General features: G+C 62.5%; 17 protein-coding genes. 9 read left to right on the top strand and 8 right to left on the bottom strand.

The genetic code is table 11. From position 1 onward, the window contains the following. Positions 1–595: 595 nt before the first annotated feature. Positions 596–1,069, bottom strand: coding sequence for an Lrp/AsnC family transcriptional regulator (locus SJI03_RS25680; protein WP_322429090.1), 474 nt, complete (start codon positions 1,067–1,069; stop codon positions 596–598). Positions 1,070–1,230: 161 nt separating this feature from the next. Between SJI03_RS25680 and glmS the strand changes: the two genes are divergently transcribed. After that, entirely contained in the window at positions 1,231–3,060 is a 1,830-nt protein-coding gene (gene glmS, locus SJI03_RS25675) for a glutamine--fructose-6-phosphate transaminase (isomerizing) (RefSeq protein WP_035823418.1), read from the top strand. Positions 3,061–3,085: 25 nt separating this feature from the next. Here glmS and SJI03_RS25670 read toward each other — a convergent pair whose 3' ends face one another. Then, entirely contained in the window at positions 3,086–3,967 is an 882-nt protein-coding gene (locus SJI03_RS25670) for a methylenetetrahydrofolate reductase (RefSeq protein ID WP_322429089.1), read from the bottom strand. A gap of 4 nt (positions 3,968–3,971) precedes the next feature. Further along, on the bottom strand, positions 3,972–4,871 hold the full coding sequence (locus tag SJI03_RS25665) for a LysR family transcriptional regulator (protein WP_322429088.1): 900 nt from the start codon (positions 4,869–4,871) through the stop codon (positions 3,972–3,974). Positions 4,872–4,999: 128 nt separating this feature from the next. Here SJI03_RS25665 and msuE point away from each other — a divergent pair, with 128 nt between their 5' ends. The 3 genes from msuE (at position 5,000) to SJI03_RS25650 (ending at position 7,681) form a co-directional block, all read left to right on the top strand. Then, on the top strand, positions 5,000–5,581 hold the full coding sequence (gene msuE / locus SJI03_RS25660; protein WP_099377677.1) for an FMN reductase: 582 nt from the start codon (positions 5,000–5,002) through the stop codon (positions 5,579–5,581). Positions 5,582–5,649: 68 nt separating this feature from the next. After that, positions 5,650–6,627: a DUF1852 domain-containing protein gene (locus SJI03_RS25655; RefSeq protein WP_322429087.1), complete on the top strand. Its 978-nt coding sequence runs from the start codon at positions 5,650–5,652 to the stop codon at positions 6,625–6,627. A 28-nt stretch (positions 6,628–6,655) separates the two neighbouring features. Then, positions 6,656–7,681 (top strand): methionine synthase, encoded by a 1,026-nt coding sequence (locus SJI03_RS25650; RefSeq protein WP_322429086.1) that lies wholly within the window; start codon positions 6,656–6,658, stop codon positions 7,679–7,681. 25 nt (positions 7,682–7,706) lie between these two features. On the opposite strand, the gene SJI03_RS25645 is transcribed toward SJI03_RS25650, so the two are convergent. From SJI03_RS25645 to SJI03_RS25635, 3 genes are all read right to left on the bottom strand, one after another. Next, entirely contained in the window at positions 7,707–8,951 is a 1,245-nt protein-coding gene (locus SJI03_RS25645; RefSeq protein WP_322429085.1) for a HipA domain-containing protein, read from the bottom strand. Continuing rightward, positions 8,938–9,237 (bottom strand): helix-turn-helix transcriptional regulator, encoded by a 300-nt coding sequence (locus SJI03_RS25640; protein ID WP_322429084.1) that lies wholly within the window; start codon positions 9,235–9,237, stop codon positions 8,938–8,940. The genes SJI03_RS25645 and SJI03_RS25640 overlap by 14 nt, the downstream gene beginning before the upstream one ends. A 199-nt stretch (positions 9,238–9,436) precedes the next feature. Then, entirely contained in the window at positions 9,437–11,104 is a 1,668-nt protein-coding gene (locus tag SJI03_RS25635) for a methyl-accepting chemotaxis protein (RefSeq protein ID WP_322429083.1), read from the bottom strand. A 268-nt stretch (positions 11,105–11,372) separates the two neighbouring features. On the opposite strand from SJI03_RS25635, the gene SJI03_RS25630 reads away from it, so the two are divergent. Further along, entirely contained in the window at positions 11,373–13,796 is a 2,424-nt protein-coding gene (locus SJI03_RS25630) for a DUF3772 domain-containing protein (RefSeq protein ID WP_322429082.1), read from the top strand. Here SJI03_RS25630 and SJI03_RS25625 read toward each other — a convergent pair whose 3' ends face one another. Next, complete coding sequence (locus SJI03_RS25625; RefSeq protein ID WP_322429081.1) at positions 13,797–14,285, bottom strand: DUF2938 domain-containing protein; 489 nt, start codon at positions 14,283–14,285, stop codon at positions 13,797–13,799. 59 nt (positions 14,286–14,344) lie between these two features. On the opposite strand from SJI03_RS25625, the gene SJI03_RS25620 reads away from it, so the two are divergent. From SJI03_RS25620 to SJI03_RS25605, 4 genes are all read left to right on the top strand, one after another. After that, the gene (locus SJI03_RS25620) at positions 14,345–14,989 is read left to right on the top strand and encodes a metalloregulator ArsR/SmtB family transcription factor (protein WP_322429080.1); all 645 of its coding nucleotides are present in this window, start codon (positions 14,345–14,347) and stop codon (positions 14,987–14,989) included. Beyond that, complete coding sequence (locus SJI03_RS25615) at positions 14,989–15,501, top strand: ClbS/DfsB family four-helix bundle protein (RefSeq protein ID WP_322429079.1); 513 nt, start codon at positions 14,989–14,991, stop codon at positions 15,499–15,501. Before SJI03_RS25620 ends, SJI03_RS25615 begins: the two co-directional genes overlap by 1 nt. A gap of 94 nt (positions 15,502–15,595) precedes the next feature. Next, entirely contained in the window at positions 15,596–17,311 is a 1,716-nt protein-coding gene (locus tag SJI03_RS25610) for an NAD+ synthase (protein WP_322429078.1), read from the top strand. Then, positions 17,308–18,363 (top strand): bifunctional nicotinamide-nucleotide adenylyltransferase/Nudix hydroxylase, encoded by a 1,056-nt coding sequence (locus SJI03_RS25605; RefSeq protein WP_322429077.1) that lies wholly within the window; start codon positions 17,308–17,310, stop codon positions 18,361–18,363. The genes SJI03_RS25610 and SJI03_RS25605 overlap by 4 nt, the downstream gene beginning before the upstream one ends. A gap of 24 nt (positions 18,364–18,387) precedes the next feature. On the opposite strand, the gene SJI03_RS25600 is transcribed toward SJI03_RS25605, so the two are convergent. Beyond that, the gene (locus SJI03_RS25600) at positions 18,388–19,215 is read right to left on the bottom strand and encodes a hypothetical protein (RefSeq protein ID WP_322429076.1); all 828 of its coding nucleotides are present in this window, start codon (positions 19,213–19,215) and stop codon (positions 18,388–18,390) included. Positions 19,216–19,282: the final 67 nt, after the last annotated feature.

The raw sequence follows: 19,282 nt of genomic DNA, 5'->3' as shown, positions 1-19,282 counted from the left end.
TTTACGCCTGTGGATAATCCTGTGGAGAGTGGACTGACAACTCGGGATAAGTCACGCCACTTTTCCCACACAGTATTTTCTCCGTATTGTTATGTGTGGATAAATATGTGAACAAGCATGCGGACAAGTGATGGATAAGCCCGGTATAAGCTGCGTATAAACGGTAAAGATCCTGTGGAAAAGACGGGATAAGTTATTTGGCCCAGCTTGCCGCTCCAGCATATGGGTCAGCTTGCGTAGGCTACCAAACCATGCCCTGATTTTTGCTTATCTGGAATGTGGATAAGCCTGTGCGTAATCTGCGAACAAGTGATGGATAACTTGTAAGTCATTGTATTTGAAGGATATTCAAGGGCTATTCTTGAATGTCGGCTGTGGGTAAAGCTGTGCAAAAGCCTGTTCTCAAGACGTGGATAAGCGATGCATAAGCCGGGATAAGTTTTATCCTGGAGCCCATGCATATTTATTCAGAGGCCTCACGCGAGGCCGGATGTGGCGGCTGTGGAAATCTGTAATTTTTTGTGTTGTGGATAAGCTTGTGTATAAGCAGACGAAAAACCAGGGATAAGCAGGGATAACTTGTCTGCAGCCTGCTTCACACGGCGATGCGCGTCTCGAATTTGCTGCGGAACGTGGAAAAATAGCTTTTCACGTTGCGCACATTGGCGCGCGCAGCAAACAGGCGGTGCGCCAGCGCGTGATAGGCAGGCATGTCGGCCACTTGCACCATCAGCACGAAGTCGGGCCCGGGCGAGACGCGGTAGCATTGCAGCACGGCCGCTTCCTGTGCCACGAGTTGCTCGAATTCGGCCATGCGCTCCGCCGCCTGTACGTCGAGCGTGATCTCCACGATGGCCGTCAGGCGCGCGCCCACCAGCTGCGGTGCGACGATGGCCACTTGCCGCTCGATGACGCCGCTTTCCCGCAAATGCTTGACCCTGCGCAAACAGGTGGGCGCCGAGACGTGTACCGAGCGCGCCAGCTCGCTGTTGGTTTGCGATGCATCAATTTGCAAGGCGTTCAGGATGCGACGATCGATCTCGTCGAGGGTAATGTTGTGTTCGCTCATGATTTTGATGAATTGGAAAATATATTGAGTTTAAATGAAATAATATTTCATCACAAAATAGAGGTGAAATATTCAGTCAAAAATATACGTATTTAGAAAGCATATTTCATACGCTCTGCATTAGCATGCATGCATTGATTAAATTTTAGACAGAGGTTTCCATGTGCGGCATCGTCGGCGCGGTAGCGCAACGTAATATCACTCCCATCCTGGTCGAAGGCTTGAAGCGCCTGGAATACCGCGGCTACGATTCCTGCGGCATCGCCCTGCATGCCGATGGCCGTTTGCAGCGTTCGCGCTCCACCTCGCGCGTGGCCGAGCTGGAAAAGCAGATCGCCGAAGAAGGCTTGAGCGGTTTTACGGGCATCGCCCACACGCGCTGGGCCACGCATGGCGCCCCTGTCTCCTTCAATGCCCACCCGCACTTTTCCCCAACGGAAGAGAACGCCCGCGTGGCGCTGGTGCATAACGGCATCATCGAAAACCACGATGAACTGCGCGCCGAACTGACGGCCCTCGGCTACGTCTTCCAGAGCCAGACGGACACGGAAGTGATCGCCCACCTGGTCGAGCACATGTACAACGGCGATTTATTTGAAACCGTGCAGCAGGCCGTGAAACGCCTGGACGGCGCGTATGCGATCGCCGTGTTCTGCCGCGACGAACCGCACCGCGTGGTCGCCGCGCGCCAGGGCTCGCCCCTGATCGTCGGCCTGGGCAACGGTGAAAACTTTGTCGCGTCGGACGCCATGGCCCTGGCCGGCACGACGGACCAGATCATCTACCTGGAAGAAGGCGACGTGGTCGACCTGCAATTGTCGCGCTGCTGGATCGTCGACGTCGATGGCAAGCCCGTCGAGCGCGAAGTGAAAACCGTGCACGCGCACACGGGCGCTGCCGAGCTGGGCCCGTATCGCCACTACATGCAGAAGGAAATTTTTGAGCAGCCGCGCGCCATCGGCGACACGCTCGAAGGCGTGACGGGCATCATGCCGGAACTGTTCGGCGACAACGCCTATGCCATCTTCAAGCAGATCGACCGCGTGCTGATCCTCGCCTGCGGCACCAGCTCGTATGCGGGCATGACGGCCAAGTACTGGATCGAATCGATCGCCAAGGTGCCCGTCAGCGTGGAAGTGGCCAGCGAATACCGCTACCGTGACAGCGTGCCGCACCCGAACACGCTGGTGGTGACCATTTCGCAAAGCGGTGAAACGGCCGATACCCTGGCCGCCCTGAAACATGCGCGCAGCCTGGGCATGCAGCACACCTTGACCATCTGCAACGTGGCCACCAGCGCCATGGTGCGCGAATGCGCGCTGGCTTACATCACGCGCGCCGGCGTGGAAGTGGGCGTGGCATCCACCAAGGCTTTCACCACGCAACTGGCCGGCCTGTTCCTGCTGACCCTGTGTCTGGCGCAAGTCAATGGCCGCCTCTCCGAAGAACAGGAAGCGGCGCACCTGAAAGCCATGCGCCACCTGCCCGTCGCCATCGCGTCCGTGCTGGCGCTGGAACCGCAAATCATCGCCTGGTCCGAGGAATTCGCGCGCAAGGAAAACGCCCTCTTCCTCGGCCGCGGCATGCACTACCCGATCGCCCTGGAAGGCGCGTTGAAGCTGAAGGAAATCTCGTACATCCACGCCGAAGCGTATCCGGCCGGCGAACTGAAACACGGCCCGCTGGCCCTGGTGACGAATGAAATGCCCGTCGTCACCATCGCACCGAACGATGCCTTGATCGAAAAGCTGAAATCGAACATGCAGGAAGTGCGCGCCCGTGGCGGCCAACTGTATGTCTTTGCCGACGTGGATTCCCGCATCAGCTCCGGCGAAGGCCTGCACGTCATCCGTCTGCCCGAGCACTATGGCGACCTGTCGCCGATCCTGCACGTGGTCGCGCTGCAATTGTTGGCGTATCACACGGCACTGGCGCGGGGCACGGATGTGGACAAGCCACGCAATCTGGCGAAGTCGGTGACGGTGGAGTAAGCGGGGCGGATTGTGCCTTTCCTCTTCAAGGGGCCGGGGCGGTGCTAGAACGGTACTGCTCCACCCACTTCACCGACTGTGCGATGCCGCCAAATGGAAAGAAATGCAGGCTGACCTTGCCATGGGCTTCTGTCAGACCGGTGGCCAGGCGCTCGACAAACAGATCCGGTCCCGCCGTGCCGAACAGTTTGCCGATGGAAACCCCGTACTTGGACCACATCGAGGCGCAGGCGCCCACGCCGCACACTGCGGCATAGCGCGCCAGCACCGCGATGCTCGCCGGGCCCGGCACGCCCACGCGCACGGGATGGTTGATGCCACGCGCGCGCAGCGCTTGCAACCACGTCAACACGATGTCGGCATCAAACGCGAATTGCGTGACGATCAAGGGCGCCATGCCACGCATCTCGATGCTGTGGCACTTGCGTTCAAGCACCTCCCACTGTTCAGCCTTGCTCATCACCGGATGGCCTTCCGGGTGGCCACCCACGCCGATCACCTGCATGCCCGCGCGCTCGAAAACGCCTGTGTCGATCAGCGAGGCACTGTCGGAAAACGGCCCCATCGGGGTGGACGGATCTCCAGCGATGACGAAGCAGCGCTCGACACCCGCTTCTGCGACCGCGCGCTGGATGAATGACTCCAAGCCAGCGAGCGAGACGATACGGCGCGCAGACAAGTGCGGCATGGGCTCAAAGCCGAGCTTGCGCACGGCCCGCGCTGCGGTCAGCCGCGTGTCGTCGTTCTCGCGTGCCAGGTAGGGAATGGCAATCGTGGACGCTGGCAATATCCGGGGCGCCGCCGCACTCAAAGCAGCAATGTCCTTCGTACTGGCTTCCAGGGAATAGGCATCAGTGATGTTGCCAGCGGGCCAGGGCTGAGCGGGATGCATCAAGGGGCCGACCATAGCCTCACTGCGCATGAGCGCTGGCAGGCTGGCGCGCCAGTGCGATGAAGGCCTTCACGTAGTCGATGACGGTGTCCGTCTCGCGTGCGCCCAGGAAAATCTGCTTGGCGATGCCGCGTGGGCCTAGCCGCACAGGCACGACGTCCATCTTGGCTGCGTATTCCTCGACCAGCCAGCGCGGCAGGGCGGCCACGCCGCGGCCGCTGGCCACCATCTGCAACATGATGTCGGTGGTTTCGATGGCCTTGTGGCGCTTGGGTGTGACGCCGGCCGGCAACAGGAACTGGTTATAGATGTCCAGGCGCTCGATGTCGACGGGGTAGCTGATGAGCACTTCCTGGGTCAGTTGCTGCGGCTTCACATACGCCGCCGCAGCCAGGGCATGGCCCTTGGCCACGACCAGCACCTGCTCGTAGTCGAACACGGGTTCGAACGTCAGCCCCGGCTTGTACAGCGGATCGGGCGTGACCAGCAGGTCGATCTCGTAGCCGAACAGCGCGCCGATGCCGCCGAACTGGAACTTTTGCTTGACGTCCACATCCACGTCGGGCCATGCGGCCAGATAGGGAGACACCACTTTCAGCAGCCACTGGTAGCAAGGGTGGCATTCCATGCCGATGCGCAACGCGCCGCGCTCTCCCTGCGCGAACTGGCCCAGGCGCTCTTCGGCCAGGTCCAGTTGCGGCAGCACCCGGTTCGCCACCGCCAGCAGATACTGGCCGGCCTGCGTCAGGCGCAGGTTGCGCCCTTCGCGCAGCCAGACGTCGGTGCCCAGTTGCTGCTCCAGCTTCTTCATGCTGTGGCTCAGGGCCGACTGGGTCAGGTGCAGCACGCCTGCGGCGGCCGTCAGCGAACCTTGTTTCTCGACCTGCTGGACGATGCTGAGGTGGATGCGTTCAAGCATTGAGATGAGCCATGTTCATGGATGTATGAAATAAGACCATTATACTTCATCGATCTTCGCCGCTATCATCGATCCCCTTGTTGCCTGTATTTTTCGGCCCTGGCGCATCCATCCCTATGAAAGCAAACATGACACGTCCACTTCGTTTAGTCGCGGTTTCCGGCGGGCTGCAACGTCCTTCCAAGGCGGCAGCCCTGGCAGAGCACCTGATGGACCTGATCGCCGATGAAGTGTTGTGCGAACAGCGTCTGGTCGAGCTGGGCCAGCTCGCACCGCAGCTTGCCGGCGCGACCTGGCGTTCCCACCTGCCCGATACGGTGGAGCGGGAACTTGCGGCGGTCGAGCAAGCCGACATCCTGGTGGTGGCAACACCGGTCTTCCGTGGTTCCTACACGGGACTGTTCAAGCACTTCTTCGACTTCATTGACCAGGATGCCTTGATCGACAAGCCGATCTTGCTGGCGGCCACCGGCGGCAGCGAACGTCATGCCCTGATGATCGACCACCAGTTGCGGCCTTTGTTCAGCTTCTTCCAGGCACGCACATTGCCACTGGGCGTCTACGCGACGGACAAGGATTTCCTCGACTACCGTCTGCAGGACGAGGCCCTGATCCAGCGGGCCGCGCTGGCCGTCCAACGGGCATTGCCCTTGGTCGGCTTGACGCGCCAGGCGAGACATGCCGCCGCTGAAGCGCTGGTTGCGGCCTGATACGCATCGCCACGGTCACCAGGCAAGCAACACATTCATCTTTTTCGCAGACATCAGGACAGATCACCATGAGCAAAGATTTTGTATTCAGCATCAAGAGCATTGTTTTCGATGAAAACTATCACCCATCGGACAGCACGCGCTTGACGACCAACTTTGCCAATCTGGCCAGGGGAGAGCGTCGCCAGGAGAATTTGCGCAATACCCTGAAGATGATCGACAGCCGCTTCAACAGCCTGGCGCATTGGGACAACCCGAAGGCAGACCGCTACTCGGTAGAACTTGAAATCATTTCCGTCGAGTTGAATATCGGTGCCGAAGGCGACAATATTCCATTGATCGAGATATTGAAGCCGAATATCCTGGATAAAAAAACCAATGAGCGCATCGATGGCATCGCCGGGAATAACTTCTCCTCCTACGTGCGCGATTACGACTTCAGCGTGCTGCTGCCAGAGCACAACAATAATAAATCCACGTTTGGCACGCCGGACAATTTCGGCGATTTCCATGGCAAGCTGTTCAAGCACTTTGTCAAATCAACTGCTTACAAAGCGCGCTTCAGCAAGCCGCCCGTGATCTGCATCAGCGCCTCGAGCAGCAAAACCTATCAGCGCACTGAAAACCAGCACCCCATCCTGGGCGTCGAGTATCAGCAAAATGAGTTCTCCTCGACGGATGAATATTTCGAGAAAATGGGGATGCAGGTGCGCTATTTCATGCCGCCAAACAGTGCTGCACCGCTGGCGTTTTATTTTATCGGCGACCTGCTGGGTGACTACAGCAATCTTGAGCTGATCGGCACCATCAGCACGATGGAAACGTTCCAAAAGATCTACCGGCCCGAAATTTACAACGCCAATTCCGCGGCAGGGAAGTTGTATCAGCCTAGCCTGAAGAACCAGGATTACTCATTGACGCAAATTGTCTATGACCGGGAAGAGCGCAGCCAGCTGGCGGTCAAGCAGGGCAAATATACGGAAGAGCACTTCATCAAGCCCTACAAAAATGTTCTTGAACAATGGGCTGCGAACTACGCTCTCTGATTAATCACAATACACGACATCAATCATCATGAAAAAATTATTGCCTACTTCCACTGCCGGCAGCTTGCCCAAACCTTCCTGGCTGGCACAGCCTGAAAAACTCTGGTCGCCCTGGAAGTTACAGGACGAGGAATTGATCGAGGGCAAACAGGATGCCTTGCTGTTGTCACTGCAAGAACAGCAGCTGGCTGGCATCGATATCGTCAGTGACGGCGAGCAAACCCGCCAGCATTTCGTCACCACGTTCATCGAGCATTTGAGCGGCGTGGATTTCGACAAACGCGAGACCGTCAGGATTCGTGACCGCTACGATGCGAGCGTGCCGACCGTCGTTGGTGCGGTGAGCCGTCCGAAGCCGGTTTTTGTGGAAGACGCCAAATTTCTGCGTCAGCAAACCACGCAGCCGATCAAATGGGCGCTGCCAGGCCCGATGACGATGATCGATACGCTGTACGACAGCCACTACAAGAGCCGCGAAAAACTGGCCTGGGAATTCGCCAAGATCCTCAATCAGGAAGCCCGCGAATTGGAGGCGGCCGGCGTCGACATCATCCAGTTTGACGAACCCGCATTCAATGTTTTCTTTGATGAGGTCAATGACTGGGGTATCGCCACCCTGGAGCGGGCAATTGAAGGACTGAAATGCGAAACGGCCGTGCATATTTGCTATGGCTACGGCATCAAGGCCAATACGGACTGGAAAAATACGCTGGGCTCCGAGTGGCGCCAATATGAAGAGTCTTTCCCCAAGCTGCAGAAATCGAATATCGACATCATCTCGCTGGAATGCCACAACTCGCGTGTCCCCATCGACCTGATTGAACTCATTCGCGGCAAAAAAGTGATGGTCGGCGCCATCGACGTGGCATCCAATACCATTGAAACGCCGGAGGAAGTGGCCAACACCCTGCGCAAGGCGCTGCGCTTTGTCGATGCCGACAAACTTTATCCGAGCACCAACTGCGGCATGGCGCCCTTGTCGCGTCAGGTAGCACGAGGCAAGTTGAATGCGCTCAGCGCTGGCGCGGAAATTATCCGGAGAGAACTTTCCTAGTCGGCTGGTGACGTTACACCTGCGCCTAAGCCAGGCGCAGCAGCATTGTCCGCAAGCGCTCCGCCATCCGTGCCCGCAAGGCTGCGTTCAGCAGCGGCGCCACCTGCGCAAAAGCGTTCGCGATGCGCACCAGCAAGGCATCGAGATACTCTTCCGCCTGCCCGCGTGTGGCGAAGCCGAAACGGGTCACATCGCGCAGCATGGCGTCGCGCGTGATGTCGCGGCGGCCGGCGCTCACTTGCATGACCAGTGATTGCGGCTCGTCTTCCGTATCCGGTACGACATCGAAGGCGGGCGAGAGGCGCCAGCGTTGCTCGTCCAGATCGAACAGCACGGCGTGGTTGCGCGGATGGTCGTCGTTGTTGCCGACGACGCCGTTGAAGACCATGCGGCCAAACAGTTCGATGCCGTCTTCTGCCGGTGCGCCGATGCGCCGCAGTTCTTCGGCCAGGCGGGGGTAGCTGGCGCCATCGCTGTCAGCCGCTTCCACCGGTGGATATTGCACTTGCAGCAGCGAGGCGGCGCTGACGGTCATGATGCGCCGCGCGCCGCGCCGGTCGTAGCGCAGGATGCGCACCACGCTGCGCTCGGCCGTCAATGCATGGTGGCGCGTGTCGGCGAAACGCAGGCCGGCCGCCCTGCCCCATTGCATGGTCGCGTGTTCCAGCAGTGCCAGGTCGACCGTATCGGTCATCAGGCCCGGCTTCACTAGCCAATAGTCTTCGCCGTCCTGCACCGTGGCCTTGGGGCGCGCGCCGCCCATGCTGGGGGTGGCGAACAGGCGTTTGCGCAGGGGCGCATTGAGTGTTGGCCGGCTTTCCGCGATGGCCAACAGTTCTTGCACCAGCGCGTCCAGGCGATGCAGCCTGGGACTGGCCAGTTGCGCTATGTTCGGTTTGGGCGTGTCGCCCACGGCCAGCGCACCCCAGCGGTCACCATTGCCCGACAGGCGCAAGAACTGGATCGCTGTGGCTTTTTCGCCCAACTGGTGTTCGCGGCGTATCAGCATCTGTCCCCAGGAATCCGGACTGGCGTCGCGCAGCACGTCATGCAGGCCGCCATAGCGGCGCGCCAGGTGTTCCATGCCGGGAATGAAGGGCAGATTGACGGGATCGATGGCCCAGGACAAGCCTGCATCGGCATAGCTGGGCGCGTACAGAAAGCTGCCGATGCCGGTGCGCGCATCGAGCACATAGCGGCCGGCCACCACCCACTCGCCGTTGTCGGGCCGCTGCAGATAGACAAACAAAGGGCGGCTAGAAGTAGCCATCGCCGTGCTCGTTTACGGCGGGGCGGCTGCGGATGTTGGCGCTGTCCATTTGCCACAGCGACGCGTCCGGTTCCGGCGCCGTGATGGCAAGGATGCCGAGCACGTGGAAGGCGGCCAGGAACAGACCCACGTTGACGGATGCCTCGCCCCGTTCCATGCGTTGCAGGGTGGGATGCGAAATATCGAGGCGCGCGCACAGGTCGCGTGCCGTGATGTTTTGCTGCACCCGCTGCTTGCGCACGCACTGGCCCCATATCCTGAGCCGCTCGTTGACGAGCGTCGGCATGGCATCTTCCGGGCGGGCACGTTTTGTCATAATCAGGAAGTAAACATGGAAGTGAACATATTTTTTATATTGTAGTCCTTAATTGCAAGAATATGTACGCAGCAGTTGAGCTAGCAGTTGAGCTTTAAGGTAAACATAAAATTGAATTTAATACGACTAAATTCAATCTTATGTTTATGGTACAGGCCGTCGCGCTATTCTAAAATTCCTCCCACTGCGCCGGTGCGCTGGCGCGTTGCGGCGCCGCTGTCACGCTCACGCGCATTGCCGTGCCGGTCGCTGGCCGCGCGGCAGCCGTCGGCAAGGTCGTCGCTGCCGCGCCGTCCAGTTTAAATACGCTCACCACCTGCGCCAGGGTCGCCGCCTGCTCCTGCATGGCAGCGGCCGCAGCGGCCGACTCTTCCACCAGGGCCGCATTTTGCTGGGTGACGTTGTCCATCTCGCTGATTGCCTGGTTGATTTGCTCGATGCCGGCCGTCTGTTCCGCGCTGGCCGAGGTGATGTCTTCCATGATGTCGGTCACGCGGCGCACGCTGTCGACCAGGTCGGTCATGGTGTCGCCGGCTTGGTGCACGAGCTCGCTGCCGGCCGCCACGCTCCGGGTCGAGTCGTCGATCAGGGTCTTGATTTCCTTGGCCGCGGCAGCGGAGCGGTGCGCCAGGCTGCGCACTTCCGTGGCCACGACGGCAAAGCCGCGGCCCTGTTCGCCCGCGCGCGCCGCTTCCACGGCCGCGTTCAAGGCCAGAATGTTGGTCTGGAAGGCGATGCCGTCGATGACGCCGATGATGTCGGCGATCTTGCTCGAGGAGGCGTCGATTTGCCGCATGGTCGCCACCACTTGGGCGATGACGGCGCCGCCGCGCTGCGCCACGCCGGAGGCCGTGTCGGCCAGCACATGCGCCTGGCGTGCATTGTCGGCATTCTGCTTGACGGTCGAGGTCAGCTCTTCCATGGACGAGGCGGTTTCTTCCAGCGAGCTGGCTTGCTGCTCCGTGCGCGCAGACAGGTCCAGGCTGCCTGCCGCCACTTCGGACGAGGCCGAGGCGATCGTTTCCGTGCCGGCGCGCACCGTGCCCACCGTGTGCGCCAGGCTGTCGTTCATGCGCTTCAGTGCCTGCAACAGTTGCCCCATTTCATCGCGCGACTGCACCGTGATCTGGCTGCGCAAATCGCCTGCGGCCACCGTGTTGGCCACCTGCAGCGCCGTCGCGACGGGACCGGTGATCGAGCGTGTGATGCCATACGCCAAGGCCGCCGCGATGGCCAAGGCAGCCAGCGACATGCCGATCAGCAAGGTGCGCGTGTTGGCATACGTGGCATTGGCATTGTCGCCCGCCGTGGCGGCCAGGGTGTTTTGCAAGCTGATCTGTTCAGCGATCAATTGCTTGTAGACCAGCAAGACGGGGCGCAGCTGGCCGTACAGGTAGGCGCTGCTGTCGTCCGGCGTGCCGTTCCTGATCAGTTCAAGCAAGGCTTCCTGCCCCTGTGCGTAGCGCGTGTTGGCGTCGTTCATCTTGGCCAGCAGCGCACGTTCGCGGTCGGAATCGAGCATGCCCGCGAGCTTGCCGAGATTGCCGGCCGCTGCCTGGCGCGCAGCCAGGATGGCGTCCGTTTGTTTGCGCTGGTCGGCGGGATCGGCGCTGAGCATCATGTTGCGCAGGGCAATGGCGATATCGTTGATGTTGGCCGACACGCTGTTGGCGAGCTCGATCTTGGGCATGCTGTCATGCACGATATGGCCGGTGCCCTGGTTGATCTTGCCCAGCATGGCAATGCCCAGGCAAGAGATGATGATCAGCATGGCGCCGATGGTGCCAAAGCCTGTGGCAAGGCGTGTTCCGATGGTCAGGTGGGATAAAAACTTCATGGCTGTCTCAATACGGAGGGAATGGTGAAAAGGTCGGCGGCGTGCAGATGGCTGCCGCGCCGCCAAGCGGACGACGATCCTAGACCTTTTCGAATGATATTTCCATAGGGCAATATGCCTAGTTTCCCTCCGCAGCACACGCCAGTTCCGCTTATCCTGCGGCTTGCCGGCGTTTTCAGCTATATTGGCAGGCACCCGCCGGGCGGCACGCCATGACCGGCGCCGCCGCCAATCCGGCCGTTTTTCTCATTTTCAGCCATAGGTCCGCATGACTTCTTTCCGTCTCCGTTTCTTCCCCTTCCTGCTGGCGTTACTGCTGGCGTGCTCGCTGGCCGCGCCGCCCGCCTGGTCGCAGCCCGTCGATGACGCCGCCACGGCCGACCAGCGTCTCGATGGCTTGCGCAAGCAGATCACCGGCATCCAGAAAGCGCTCGATGGCGAGGCGGAGCTCGATGATGCGACCCTGTCGCAGATGCGGGCTGATGCGCTGGCGGCCAGCGCCGAGGCGGACAAGGTGGCCGACGCGCTCACGCCCACGCTCTCGAGCGTGCAGGCGCGGCTGGCCGAGCTGGGCAAGCCGGCGGCGGGGACGAAGGATGCCCCCGACGTGGCGGCGCAGCGCAGCCAGCTGGACCGCACCAGCAGCGCTCTCGATGCGCAAGTAAAACTGGCGCGCCTGCTGGCCGTGGAAGCGACGCAGGCGTCGGAGCAGGTGTCGACGGTGCGCCGCGCGCAGTTGCAGGCGCGCCTGGGCGAACGCACGGCCTCGATACTCGCCGGCTCGTTCTGGAAACAGCTGCATGCGGAATTGCCGCAGAATTTGCAGCGCCTGCGGGCGCTGGAGCTGGAATTGGCGAACGCGGCAAGCGCCACGCCGTGGTCGGCCTGGGGCGGCTTGCTGGCCGCCATCGTGGCCGTGATCGGCGCCAGCGTCTGGGCTTCGCGCTATTTGCTGGTGGTGACGTCCACGCGCGTGCCGCATGGCCGCTTGCGCCGTTCCCTGCATGCGCTGGCCGTGCTGGTGCTGGCGCTGGCCACGCCGGGCCTGGTGGCGGAATTGCTGGCCATGGGCTTGCGCTGGGACGGCGGCCTGTCCGAAAAGACCTCGACTTTTCTCAGCAGCTTGATCGGCATCATCTGTTTTGCCGGTTTTACGGCGGGACTCGGCCACGCGCTGCTGTCGCCGCGCCGCGTGTCGTGGCGTTTGCTGCCCTTGCCGGACGCGCTGGCGCACCGCATGCGCAATTTTCCATCGATGTTTTCCTTCATCGTCGTGCTCGTGTGGGCGACGGAAAGAGTCACCATCGTCATCAATGCGGGCTTGTCGACGGCCGTGGCCGTCAATTGCATCGTCGCCCTCGTGATGAGCACGACCATCGCCTACGGCCTGATGCGGGCCGAGCGCTGCTGGCGCCAGTTGCGCGAGGCCGATCCCGCCACCCTGGTCACGCCCCTGTGGCTGCGCTGCGTCACGGTGCTGCTGTGGCTGGCGCTGGCGTCCAGCGTCATCAGTCTGCTGGTCGGCTATGTGGCGTTCGGCAGCTTTGTCGCCAAGCAAATCGCCTGGGTCATCGTCGTGCTGTGCAGCACGTATTTGCTGACGGTGCTGGTGGACGATATCTGCATGCTGCTGGCGTCCACGCCGCCGCCGCCGGACGCGGCCCATCCTGTGCTGGCCACGCCCAAGGCGCGCGACCAGGCGGCCGTGCTGCTGTCGGGCATTGGCCGCGCCATCGTCGTGCTGCTGGCCCTGATGCTGCTGCTGGCACCGTTCGGCGAAGGTCCGGGCGAGCTGTTCCAGCGTGTCGGCAAGCTGCAGGATGGCCTGGCTATCGGCGAGGTGGCGATCCGCCCTGCCGCGCTGATCCAGGCCCTGCTGGTGCTGCTCGTCGGCTTTGTCGCGCTGGGCTTGTTCAAGCGCTGGTTGCAAAACAGCTATTTGCCGACCACCAATCTCGACACGGGCATGCAAGTGTCGTTCATCACCCTGTTCGGCTACATCGGCGGCGTGCTGGCCGTGGCGCTGGCCCTGTCGGCGGCTGGCATCGGCCTGGAACGCATCGCATGGGTGGCGTCGGCCTTGTCGGTGGGTATCGGTTTTGGCTTGCAGGCCGTGGTGCAGAACTTTGTTTCCGGCCTGATCCTTCTGGCCGAGCGACCTGTGAAGGTGGGCGACTGGGTCTCGCTGGGCGGCGTGGAAGGCGACATTCGCCGCATCAATGTGCGCGCCACGGAAATTCAATTGGGCGACCGCTCGACGGTGATCGTGCCGAACTCGGAATTCATTACCAAGACGGTGCGCAACGTCACCCTGGCCAATCCGCTGGGCCTGGTGCAGGTCAAGCTGCCATTGCCGCTGGGCACGGATGCGCAAGCGGCGCGCGCGCTGATCCTGTCCACCTTTGTCGACAATCCCGACGTGCTCGACACGCCGGCGCCCAACGTGCAGCTCGACGGCATCGACAATGGCTTGTTGCTGTTCAACGCCACCGGTTATGCCTCGTCGCCGCGCCTGACGTCGGGCATCCGCAGCGCCCTGCTGTTCGAGCTGCTCAAGCGCCTGGACGAGGCGCACATCGCGATTGCCAAGCCCAGCACGATGGTGCTGAGCACTGTGCCGGCGCAGCCCGAGGCGCCGGCCATGTCAGCGGTGGCAGCCGCACCGGCACCCGTGCCGCCGCTGACGAGCTGATCAGCGGATAGTCGACCACAGCAGGGCCGCCAGGTACAGGCCGATGCCGAACGCCGTGTGGGCCATCAGGCTGCGCAGGCGGGCGGCGTTTGGGTGCGGCGTCTTGCTGGCGGCCAGACCGGCGCCCATGCCCGGTTGCAAGATGCAAAACGGCGCGGCCACGCTCACCAGGCCCGCCAGCAGCGCCGGCGCGAAGGTCGGCCCTTGCACCCACTCCTGCCCCACCAGCGCCAGCAGCATGGCCGCAAACAGCACGCCGATGACGTAATGGGCCGTCCAGCCCAGGATGGCTTCATCGCGCACGGGCGCCGCCTGGGCGATGTTGGCGTGGATGAAGGTGCCGCGCGGCAAATGACCGAGCCAGCGCCCCACCATCGCAAAGTTCAGCGAGGGGATGCACCAGTAGCGTTTCAAGGCCACCGCCCACACATCCATCACCGCCGTCGCGCCCACGCCGATCGCCAGCGCATCGAGCCAGAGTATTTGCATTACCGTTCCTAACATTCAATTGATTGCTTGAATGTTATAAGGGTGCTAGCATCGTGTCAATGAAAAATGCTGATATCGAATTGCTGACCGGTTCCGCCGGGTTTGCCCATATTTTAGGCAGCGCGCCGCGTTTGCGCCTGCTCGAGCAGATCGTGCACGGCGAGTATGCAGTGGAGCAGCTGGTGGAGTTGACGGGCCTGTCCGTGGCGAATACCTCGCAGCATTTGCAGCAGTTGCGGCGCGCCGGTTTCGTGCTGGCGCGGCGCGACGGCAAGCGCGTGCTGTACCGGCTCGGCAGCGGTCCCATCATGCAACTGCTGGCCGCGCTGGACGTGTATGCGCAGCACCAGCGCAGCGAGTTGCAGGCGCTGGGACGGGGCGACCATGTGGAAGCGATCACGGGCGATGAGTTGCTGGAGCGCATGCGCGAGGCCAGCATCACCGTGCTCGACGTGCGGCCCGCGCAGGAATTTGCCGCCGGCCACTTGCCCGGTGCGATCAATATTCCTTTTGATGACTTGCAGCGTCGCTTGGGCGAATTGCCCGCGCACGCCGAGATCGCCGCGTATTGCCGCGGCCCGTATTGCGTGCTGTCCGTGCAGGCGGTGGCGGCCCTGCGCCAGCACGGCTTGCATGCGCGTCGCCTCGGCAGCGGTTACGACGACTGGCAGACGGCCGGCTTGCCGGTCGTGAAGGCGGCGTGATGGCTATTCCCGACAGCAAGCAGGAACTGCTCGACGCCATCAACAGCACGTATGCGAAGTTGATACAGGAGCTGGCGCGCGTTCCACCGGCGCTGGCGCGGGAACCCGTGCTGGAAGGACAAGTGGCGGGCACGCGCATGAGCGTGTGCGACCTGCTCGCCTATCTGGTGGGCTGGAATGAGCTGGTCTTGCACTGGCACGCTCAGCTGCGTGACGGCAAACGCATCGAGGACATCGCCTTTCCCGCTGAAGGTTTCACGTGGAACGCTCTGGGGAAATTGGCGCAGCGCTTCTATGCGGACTATGCTGAACTCAGCATGGACGACTTGCTGCAGCGCCTGGCACAGGCGAAGAAGCAGTTGCTGGCGCTGATCGAAAGCCATGACGACGCGCAATTGTATGGCCAGCCCTGGTACACGCATTACACGATGGGGCGCATGATCCAGTTCAATACGGCGTCGCCGTATGCGAATGCGCGCACGCGCTTGCGGGCCTGGCTCAAGACCTTGTAGCGGCAGGATCGGCTGGCTTGCACGATTGCATCAGTACGCTCAGTAAAATTTCAGGCAGGATAGTGGTTTCAAGCGTAACCAATGAAGGATCGCCATGCTGACCATCGCCCTCGCCCAGATGAATCCCACCGTGGGCGACTTCGACGCCAATTGTGCCGCCATCATCGCGCGCATGGGGCGCGCCAGCGAGGAAGGCGCGGACCTGCTCGTGTGCCCCGAATTGTCGCTGTGCGCGTATTACCCGGGCGACCTGTTCGAAGATGCCGCCTTCCTGCGCGACATGCAGCAGGCGCTGAATCAGCTGCTGGAAGCGTCCACGCGCTGGCCGGCGCTGGTCACCGTCATCGGCACGGCGCGGCCGAACCCCGGCGTCGGCAAGCCCCTGTACAACGCCTTGCTGGCCATCCGCGACGGGCGCATCGTGGCCGAATACTACAAGCAGCTGCTGCCCACTTACGGCATCTTTGACGAGGGTCGCCATTTCGAGCCGGGGCCGCCCGGCGCCTGCACCCTCGCTATCGCTGGCTGCAAGGTGGGCTTCATGATTTGCGAGGATGGCTGGAACGACGATGGCCGCGCCTACGCCGTCAACCCCTTCGACGCTCTGCACGCGGCGCGGCCCGACCTCGTCGTCAGCATCAACGCCAGCCCGTCCGACATCGGCAAACGGGCGCAGCGCCATGCCGTGTTTGGCACCGCCTGCACGCGCGTGAACTTGCCTTTGCTCTTCGTCAACCAGGTGGGCGGCCAGGACCAGCTCGTGTTCGACGGCGCCTCGTTCGCCATGTCGCCGACCTTGGGCGTGCAATTCGAGGCGGCCCGCTTCGTCGAAGATTTTCAGTTGCTGCGCTTTGCCGGCGGCCGTTTTACGCGGCCCGATGGTCAGCCTTTCCCCGTGCCCGACCCGGAAGGCATCCCTGCCGTGGAGTTTGCGCGGCGCCAGATCGTGCTCGGTTTGCGCGACTACGCGCGCCGCTGCCGCTTTACGAAAGTCGTCGTCGGCTGCTCGGGCGGCATCGACTCGGCGCTGACCCTGGCCCTGGCCGTCGAGGCGCTGGGCGCCGACAACGTCGTGGGCATCACCATGCCGTCCGTGTTTTCCAGCGCCGGCTCCGTCACCGATTCCGTCGCCCTGTGCGCCAACCTGGGCATCACCCTGCACACGCATGCGATCCGCGACATCGTGGCGCAATACGCAGCCGGCTATGCGGCAGCTTTCGACGGCAAGCTGCAAGGGCTGCCGCTGGAAAACCTGCAGGCGCGCGTGCGCGGCACGATATTGATGGAGTACTCGAATGCCTTCGGCGCCCTGCTGCTCACCACCGGCAACAAGAGCGAAATCTCGGTGGGTTACTGCACCCTGTATGGCGACACGAATGGGGGACTGGGACTGATCGGCGACTTGTATAAAACGGAGGTGTTCGCCCTGTCGCGCCACCTCAACGCCAGCGCCGGGCGCGAACTGATTCCCGTCGCCGTGCTCGATAAACCGCCGTCGGCGGAACTGGCGCCGGGCCAGCGCGACACGGATAGCTTGCCGCCATATCCCGTGCTCGATGAAATCCTCAAATGGCATATCGAGGGACGCGGTTTGCCCGCGGCCGAAAGCGCGCAAGCGTTGACCCTGGTCGACCAGCTGCGCGAGACGGACGAGGGGCGGGCTCTCGTCACGCGTATCCTCGGCATGGTCGCCCGCAATGAGTACAAACGGCGCCAGGCGGCGCCCATCATCCGCGTGCGTTCGCGCGCCTTTGGCAGCGGGCGTCAATTGCCGATCGCCGCCCACTACCCCACCGGAGACGACGCATGACCCCATCCTATTCCGCCGACGCGGCCATCCTGATCGGCCGCTTCCAGCCTTTTCACAATGGCCATGCGGGCTTGCTGCAAAAGGCGCTGGCGACGGCCGCGCAAGTGGTGGTGGTGCTCGGCTCCGCCTTCCATGCGCGCAGCCCGAAAAACCCGTTTACGTGGCAGGAACGGGCCGCCATGATCGCCGCGACCTTACCCGAGGCGCAGCGCGCGCGCGTGCATTACGTGGCCGTGCGCGATTACTACGACGATGGCCTGTGGGCCGATGCCGTGCGGCGCGCCGTGACGGGCGCCGTGCCCGCGGCGCAGAGCGTCGCCCTGGTGGCCTGTTTCAAGGATGCCACCAGTTATTACCTGCACCACTTCCCGCACTGGCAGCTGCTCAATCTGGAGATCGATCCCGGTGCCCCCATCGGCGCGACGGCGATTCGCAACGTGCTGTTCGAGGCGCAAGACGTGGACGTGTCGCTGAGCGCCGTGGCGCAGCTGCTGCCGGCGGCCATCGGCCAGTATGTGAAGGCGTGGACCTTGTTGCCGTGGTACGCGCCGCTGGTGCAGGAATACCGCGCCATCGAAGCGTACAAGGCGCGCTGGCGCGCGGCGCCGTATCCGCCCATCTTCACTACGGTCGACGCGCTGGTGCAGACGGGCGGCCACGTGCTGCTGGTGCGCCGCGGCGGCTATCCTGGCAAGGGCCTGTGGGCGCTGCCCGGCGGCTTCCTGGAGCCGCGCGAACGCCTGCTGCAGGGCGCCTTGCGCGAACTGGCGGAAGAAACCCAGCTGGGCGTGCTGGCGCCCACCCTCGTCGAGGCGCTGGTCGGCGTGGCCGTGTTCGACCATCCGGACCGCAGCCAGCGCGGGCGCACCATCACGCATGCGCATTACTTTGACTTGAAGACGCGCCAGTTGCCGGCCGTGACGGCGGCCGACGATGCGGCGCTGGCGCAGTGGGTACCCGTGGCGTCGCTGCCGGCCATGGAGGAGCAATTCTTCGAAGACCATTTTCACATCCTGAACCACTTCCTCAAGCTCACGCACGAGGGGCGCTGAGGGGGCTGTCCCCCTCCTCGCGCATCAGGACGTGATGCGTTCCCAGCCGTGCCGGACGGCCGCCTTGAAGTTGTCCCATGCCGATTGCGGATACGTATGCTCCCACGTGGAACGCAGGTCCGCTTCCACGTCGTCCCACGGGCGGCCCCGGTAGCTGTCGCTGTTCGCCATCGAATGGCCATAGCGGTAGGCGGGATCGTAGTCCTCGAAGCGCGCGCCGGTGGCGACATAGGTGGCGCTCCAGTGGCTACGGTAGTACTGCTCGTCATCGTAGCTGGTGCCTGGCAAGTTGTCGGCGCTGGGGTAGCGGCGTGCGTTGGCGCCCGCGCTGGACGGTGGTGGCGCCATGTCGCTGGCAAATTGTTGCGACCCTGGCGCCTCGTTCATATTGCTGGCGGACATGCCCTGCCGCGATGGCGCGCTTGACAGCATGCTGGCGCCCTGGCGCCGCCCGCTGTCGTCGTGCGGCGCGCCTTGCCAGCCGCCGGCGCGCCAGTGCTCGGCGTGCGCATCGATGTCGAGCGGCGCATAGCGCTCGACGATGTCGGTGGCGCGCTGGATATCGGCGTCGCTTGCGCCTTCCAGTGTCAGCACGACATGCCCGCGCCGCACGGCTTCCGCATAGATGTGGCGATCGGCGTGGCTGCCGAACAGGTCCGTAAAGAAATGCTTGATATTGTCGAGCAGGCTGTCGCTGTCGTCGCGGCGGATGTTTTCCGTGGCGGAAAATTCGTCACTGCCCGCATCGTGCAGGCGGATGTTGGCGCCGGGAAATCCCGCCGTGATCAGGTCGTGCCGGGCGCGCTCGGCCATATCGCGGACGGCGAAAACTGCTGCCAATGTATGTGCCATGATGGTCTCCAATCGGTGAACAACGTCCTTCCAGTGTAGGCCGTGCAAAACGAAAGGGGCGCCCGTT

Origin of the sequence: Janthinobacterium sp. GMG1, assembly GCF_034427795.1 — a bacterium.
GTDB lineage: Bacteria > Pseudomonadota > Gammaproteobacteria > Burkholderiales > Burkholderiaceae_D > Janthinobacterium.
Note: the sequence above shows the minus strand (reverse complement) of the source record. Positions and strands in the feature narration are given on the sequence as shown.